The sequence below is a fragment of the Arthrobacter sp. HY1533 genome, from assembly GCF_027568515.1.
Lineage (GTDB): Bacteria > Actinomycetota > Actinomycetes > Actinomycetales > Micrococcaceae > Specibacter.
Window position 1 is genome coordinate 22,133 of sequence record NZ_JANKZF010000026.1, and the last position, 6,592, is coordinate 28,724.

At 67.1% G+C, this 6,592-nt stretch carries 2 protein-coding genes; one reads left to right on the forward strand and one right to left on the reverse strand.

The features are described 5' to 3' along the window. Positions 1-2: 2 nt before the first annotated feature. On the forward strand, positions 3-3,422 hold the full coding sequence (locus PCK14_RS16320) for a DEAD/DEAH box helicase (protein WP_269939573.1): 3,420 nt from the start codon (positions 3-5) through the stop codon (positions 3,420-3,422). A 98-nt stretch (positions 3,423-3,520) separates the two neighbouring features. Here PCK14_RS16320 and PCK14_RS16325 read toward each other — a convergent pair whose 3' ends face one another. Continuing rightward, entirely contained in the window at positions 3,521-6,511 is a 2,991-nt protein-coding gene (locus PCK14_RS16325) for an alpha-mannosidase (RefSeq protein WP_269939574.1), read from the reverse strand. Between the last annotated feature and the right edge of the window lie 81 nt (positions 6,512-6,592).

Consider the following 6,592-nt stretch of genomic DNA (forward strand, 5'->3'; position numbering starts at 1 on the left):
TGATGACGAGAATCGCCGAGTTCACCGAGAACTCCATTGCCGCGGGCCGGGCCTACGCCGACCAGGGCCGCGTCAGCGACATCACGCTCGAGGCAGCCACCGGGCTGCTGTCCGGCAAGGTCATGGGCACCGCCCCCTACCGGTCCACCGCGAAACTGGTCCGCGAGCACGACGGCGTCCTGGCCTGCCGCGTGGGCATCTGCAACTGCCCCGTGCGCCAGAATTGCAAGCACGTCGTGGCACTCATTGCCGCCGCCGAGGACGAGCCCTCCTTCACCGATTTCTTTGTCCCCGAGGAAGCCCCGCGGGAACCGACGTTCCTGGAGACCCTGCTGGCCAAGGCCAAGGACGGCAAGAAGGGCGCCGCCGCGCCGGCCGCCAGCGCCGACGGGGCCCCCGTAGATTCCTGGGAAGCCGCACTCTCGGCCCTGCTGCCGCCCGTGGCCCCCGCCCCCAGCCAGGACACCCCCGCCCTGGCCCTGCAGTTTGAGCTCCACGTCCCGCCGCCGCGCTTCTCCTACCGCGGCCGCGGCAGCACCGTGCCGTCCGAACCCGTGCTGAACGTCCGGCCCGTGGTCATGGGCAGCCGCGGAAAATGGGTCAAGTCCGGCGTCAGCTGGGCAACCCTGGGCTACCTCGCCTACGGCGGAACCCACGACCGCACACAGCTGGACTGGCTCAGCGACTTCCTGTCTTCGCACAGCCCCCGCCAGTTCAACCATGGCAATGCCGGCGCGTGGCTGTCCCTGAACGATTTTGCCGGCCGCAACCTGTGGCAGCTGCTGGCCGGGGCGCACAAGAACGGCATTGCCCTCATCCAGTCCGGCAGCGGCGATCCCGTGCGGGTTTCCAGCCACGAGGTGGCCATGCAGCTGGACGTCACCCAGGGCGAATCCGGCGGCCTGGACGTGGGGCCGCTCATTGAGCTGGACGGCGCCCCTGTCGAGGCCGAGATCATTGGCCGGGTCGGCAACCCCGTCAACGGCCTGTTTTTCTGTGACCAGGGCGACCCCCTGCCCGGCTCGGCCGTTGGCCCGGCGAGCCGGCCCGCCGTCGTGCGCGGGAACATCATCCTGGCACCGCTGCCGGCCAACGCCTCCCCGCAAATGCTCGACTTTGCCCTGCGCCGGGAAACCGTCCACGTGCCGGTGGAGGCGCGGGAGAAGTTCCTGACCCAGTTCTACCCGCAGCTCAAGCAGGCCGCGTCCGTGGTGTCGGCCGACCACTCCGTGGAACTGCCGGCGTATGTGGAGCCCACGCTGTCGCTGTTGGCCGCCTACGGCAGCGACCACACTGTGCGCCTGCACTGGGAATGGCACTACCCCGTGGGCAGCCGCGTCACCTCACTGCCGCTGTGGGCGGACCTGGGCGAGACAGCAGTACGCGACATCAGCGCCGAGGCCCGAATCCTGGAGAGCGTGGGACGCCCCTGGGAGGACATCACTGCCATGGGCGTGGCCGCCAACAACGCCTGGGGCGAGCCGTCGCTGGCCGCCTCGGCCCAGCTGTCCGGCCTGGACACCCTCACGTTCACCGAAACCGTGCTGCCGCGCCTGCAGGAACTGCCCGGGGTTGAGGTCGAGACCAGCGGCGACATCGCCAGCTACCGCGAGGTCACCGAGGCCCCCGTCGTGACCATTTCAACCAAGGCCACCGACGAGCGTGACTGGTTCGATTTGGGCATCGTCATCACCCTCGAGGGCCAGTACGTCTCCTTCGCCGCCGTGTTTTCGGCCCTGGCCGCCGGCAACACGCGCATGCTGCTGCCCAGCGGCGCCTACTTCTCCCTGGACCGCCCCGAGCTGCACCAGCTCCGCGCCCTGATCGAGGAGGCCCGCAGCCTCAACGACATCAAGGACGGCGAGCTGAAGATCAGCCGCTTCCAGGCCGGGCTGTGGGACGAACTGGCCCAGCTGGGCATTGTGGACGAGCAGGCACAGGCCTGGCGCCAGGCAGTTTCCGGACTGCTCGACGGCGGCCCGCCCGTCCCGCTGCCGACCCCCGCCGGCCTGAACGCAACACTGCGCCCATACCAGCTGGAGGGCTTCAACTGGCTCCACTTCCTGTACAGCCACGGGCTGGGCGGTGTGCTGGCCGACGACATGGGCCTGGGCAAGACCGTGCAGACGCTGGCGCTCATGAGCCAGGTCAAGGCCGAGACCGCTGGAACCGAGGCCGGCAGCCACCCCTTCCTGGTGGTGGCACCGACCTCCGTGGTTGGCAACTGGGCCAGTGAGAGCGTCAAGTTTGCCCCGGGACTGAAGGTCGTCACGGTGTCGGAGACATTTGCCAAGAGCGGACTGGTGGCGGATAAGTTCCTGGCAGGGGCAGACATTGTCATCACCTCCTATGCCCTGTTCCGCATTGATTTTGCCGAATACGGGCAGCATCAGTTTGCCGGGTTGATCCTGGACGAGGCGCAGTTCGTGAAGAACCACCAGTCCAAGGCATACCAGTGTGCGCGGAAGCTGAAGTCGCCGTTCAAGCTGGCCGTGACCGGCACGCCCATGGAGAACAACCTCATGGAGCTGTGGGCCCTGCTGTCCATCGTGGCCCCGGGCCTGTTCCCCAGTCCCAAGCGTTTTGCCGAGTTCTACCAGCGGCCCATCGAGAAGAGCACCGATGCGGCGCTGCTGGTCAAGCTGCGTGCCCGGGTCAAGCCGCTCATGCTGCGCCGCACCAAGGAAGCGGTCATCGCTGACCTGCCGGCCAAGCAGGAGCAGATCCTTGAGGTGGAGCTGAACCCGCGCCACCAGAAGATCTACCAGACCCACCTGCAGCGCGAACGCGCCAAGATCCTGGGCCTGCTGGAGGACGTGAACAAGAACCGCTTCACCATCTTCCAGTCACTGACCCTGCTGCGCCAGCTCAGCCTGGACGTGTCACTCGTGGACGAAGGCCAGGCAGGGGTGCGCTCCTCCAAGCTGGACGTGCTGTTCGAACAGCTCGAGGACGTGGTGAAGGAGGGCCACCGCGCCCTGATCTTCAGCCAGTTCACGGGCTTCCTGGGCAAGGTCCGCGACCGGCTCATTGCCGAGGGCATCGACTTCCAGTACCTCGACGGAGGCACCCGCAACAGGGCCGCCGTCGTCGATGAATTCAAGAACGGCGATTCACCGCTGTTCCTCATCAGCCTCAAGGCGGGTGGCTTTGGCCTGAACCTGACCGAGGCCGACTACGTGTTCATCCTGGACCCGTGGTGGAACCCGGCCTCGGAGGCGCAGGCCGTGGACCGAACGCACCGCATCGGGCAGAAGAAGAATGTGATGGTGTACCGCCTGGTCGCCAAGGACACCATCGAGGAAAAGGTCATGGCCCTGAAGGCCAAGAAGTCGCAGCTGTTCTCCGACGTCATGAGCGGGGATTCGCTGGCCAGTGGCGCGCTGACCAGCACCGATCTCGCGGGACTTTTCAGCGACTAACCTTTGACCGCAAAAGGCCCCCGGCAACAGCGAAATTTCGCTGTTGCCGGGGGCCTTTTGCGTCCCGGCGCGCTGTTGCAGCCCCGACGCACCCCTGCCTAGCGGACGATGCGGACCGTGCGCACCTCGAAGGGGCGCAGGCGCAGCTCCCCGCCAGTGCGGGCGTCCTCCAGCGGGTCCTCAATGAGGGAGACCTCGCGCAGTTCGCTGTGCTGGAAGTCAGCCGTGATGGTGCCCGTGGTGCGGCGCCCGAGGGACTCGTACACGCGCACGATCACGTCCCCCGAGCCGTCGTCCGCCATCTTGACGCCGGAGACGATGATTCCCTTGCCCTGGACCGTGACCAGCGGGGCAACGTCCTGCCCGCCGCGGACAACTGTGGCAGGAGCGTTGAGCTCAATGCCGGCGCGGGTGGCCTCCGCGGGGCCCGCACCGATGACCATGCCCGTGGCGATCACGTGCCTGCCGTGGTCGCTGTCCGGGTCCGGGAAGCGCGGCGCCCGCAGGAGCGAGAGGCGCACGGTGGTGGTGACGGAGTCGCCGTCGACGTCCCGGGTGGTGTCGTAGCCGTAGATGGAATCGTTGACCAGTGCCACGCCGAAGTCGTCCTCCCGGACCATGACCCAACGGTGCATGGAGGTCTCAAACTTTGCCGCCTCCCAGCTTGTGTTGGTGTGCGTCACGCGGGACTGGTAGCCGAACTGGGTCTCGGCCTCGGTGTGCGCGGCCTGCACATCAAGCGGGAAGGCCAGCTTGAGCAGTTTCTCGGTCTCGTGCCAGTCAATGTCGTTGACGATGTGCAGCGTGCGGCTGCCCGGGGCCAGGGTGAGGGTCTGGGTGATGGTTGACTGCGAGAACGCGCGTTCAATGACCACCTCGGCGGCGCCGTCGACAATCCTTGAGCTGATGCCTGTGGTTTCGCGCAGGTCGGTGACCCTGTTGCGGTAGTAGCGGTCAATGTCCCAGGCGTCCCACATGTTCGGGAAGTCCTGGTGCAGCTGGAGCAGGTTCGCGGCCTTGCCCTCGGCGACGGCTTCGCGGCCTGTGGCGTGGTCGACGGCGGAGACCACCAGTCCTTCGTTCGAGATGCGCAGCGTGACAAGCCCATTGGCCAGGACGATCCCGTCGCCGGAGTCCTCCAGCGTGACTGCCTCGGGGGCGGCCGCGGCCACGGTTGCCCCGAGCGGCGCCGGGCCCGCGACGGAGACGGGAGAGAACACGAGTTCCCGCTCGCCAGCGCCGGCAAGTGAGGCACGTGCGGCAGCCGAGATGGCCCGGGCACGGGAAATGACGTCTTCCAGGACGCTGACCGCCTCACGGTGCACCCACGCGATGGAGGTGCCGGGCAGGATGTCGTGGAACTCGTGCAGCAGGACCTGCTGCCACAGGGCGTCCAGTTCTTCCTGCGGGTACGCGGCACCGTTGCGAACTGCGTCCGTGGTGGCCCACAGCTCGGCTTCGACAAGTGCATGCTCGGCCCAGCGGTGGCGCGACTTGGTGCCGTGCTGGCTTGTCAGCGTTCCGCGGTGCAGCTCGAGATAGAGCTCCCCGACCCAGACCGCGGGGTTAGGCAGTTCCGCCTTGGCCGCGTCGAAGAAGGTGTCGGGGTGCTCCCATTCGACCTTCGCGCTGCCTTCGAGATCCTTCATGCGCGCGGCCCGGCCCACCATTTCGCGTGTGGTGCCGCCGCCGCCGTCGCCCCAGCCCACAGGGGCGATGGAGCGGGTGGCCACGCGGTTTTCCTTGAACTGGCGGGAGGCCTTGGCCACCTCCATGCCGGAAAGCTGCGAGTTGTAGGTGTCCATGGGCGGGAAGTGCGTGAACATCTGGGAGCCGTCGATGCCCTCCCACAGGAAGGTGTGGTGGGGGAAGACGTTCTGCTGGTTCCAGGAGATTTTCTGCGTGAAGAACCATTCAAAGCCGGCACGGCGCATGAGTTGCGGCAGTGCCGGAGAGTAGCCAAAGCTGTCGGGCAGCCAGACGCCCTTGGAACGGATCCCGAATTCGCGCTCAAAGAACCGCTGGCCGTGGGAGAACTGCCGCACCAGGGACTCCCCGGTGGGCATCACGGTGTCGGATTCCACCCACATGCCGCCCAGCGGCAGGAAGCGGCCTTCGGCAACGGCGGCCTTGACGCGCTCAAACACCTCGGGGCGGTGTTCCTTCAGCCACGCATACTGCTGTGCGCTGGACATGCCGTACTTGAAGTCGGGCTGCTCTTCCAGCAGCGCCGTCATGGAGGACGAGGTGCGGGCCACCTTGCGGACCGTCTCGCGCAGGGGCCACAGCCAGGCCGAGTCAATGTGGGCGTGGCCAATGGCGGAGATGCGGTGCGCGCTGGCGTCGGCCGGCGAGTCGAGGACCTCGACCAGTTGGGCGCGGGCGTCCGACGCGGTCTCCACGATGCGCTGCAGGTCAAGCTCATCGAGTGCGTTGTCCAGGGCCTGCAGGATGCGCATGCGGCGCGGCGAGGTCGCGGGGAGCTCGGCCTGCAGTTCAAAGAGCACCTCGAGGTCCAGTGCCAGCTCGAACACTTCGGGCTCGAAGACGGCCAGGTCCATGCGGCGCGCACGGTACAGCTTGTCCTTGGAGGAGGTGAGGATGTCGCCCTCCTGCGTGGGCAGGAAGGGGTGGTAGTCCAGCAGCACCGGGTTGGATGCGGCCTCGAGGAAGAATTCCACCAGCTCTTCGCCCTCGGCGGCGTCTGCAATGGGCACCCACTGGTTGCGCGGGTTGAGGCTCTTCACGGGAGTGCCATCGGGCAGGTACGCAAGCGCCTCGCACTGGAAGCCTGTCATGTTGACATCGAAGCCGAGGTCGATGAGCGCCTCGACGCGGCGGCCTGCCCACTCGGCCGGGACCTGGCCGGTGAGGCGGAACCAGGTGGTTCCCCAGGCAGCACCCCAGGGCGCCCCCAGCTGTGCCGGGGCGAATTCCAGGGCCAGCCCGTCCGTCGGGCTGATGGGCTCGCCCGGCAGTTCGTGTGCCTCGATGAAGAGGGGCACGGAGGCCGAGTGGATGGCGGGGCGGATGCGCTCCTCGAGCACGCGCTTGACGCGCCCGATCGTGAGTGCGGTGTCGTCATGCATGCGTGGATCTCCAGGTTTTTCGTTACTAATACGGTCTAGCTACTTGGTACGGGGACGGCGGCATGGGCAGTTGCCCATGCC

Excerpts from the sequence above, each read along its gene's own strand:
- PCK14_RS16320 (WP_269939573.1), top strand. The coding sequence starts at position 3 with ATGACGAGAATCGCCGAGTTCACCGAGAACTCCATTGCCGCGGGCCGG.
- PCK14_RS16325 (WP_269939574.1), bottom strand. The coding sequence starts at position 6,511 with ATGCATGACGACACCGCACTCACGATCGGGCGCGTCAAGCGCGTGCTC.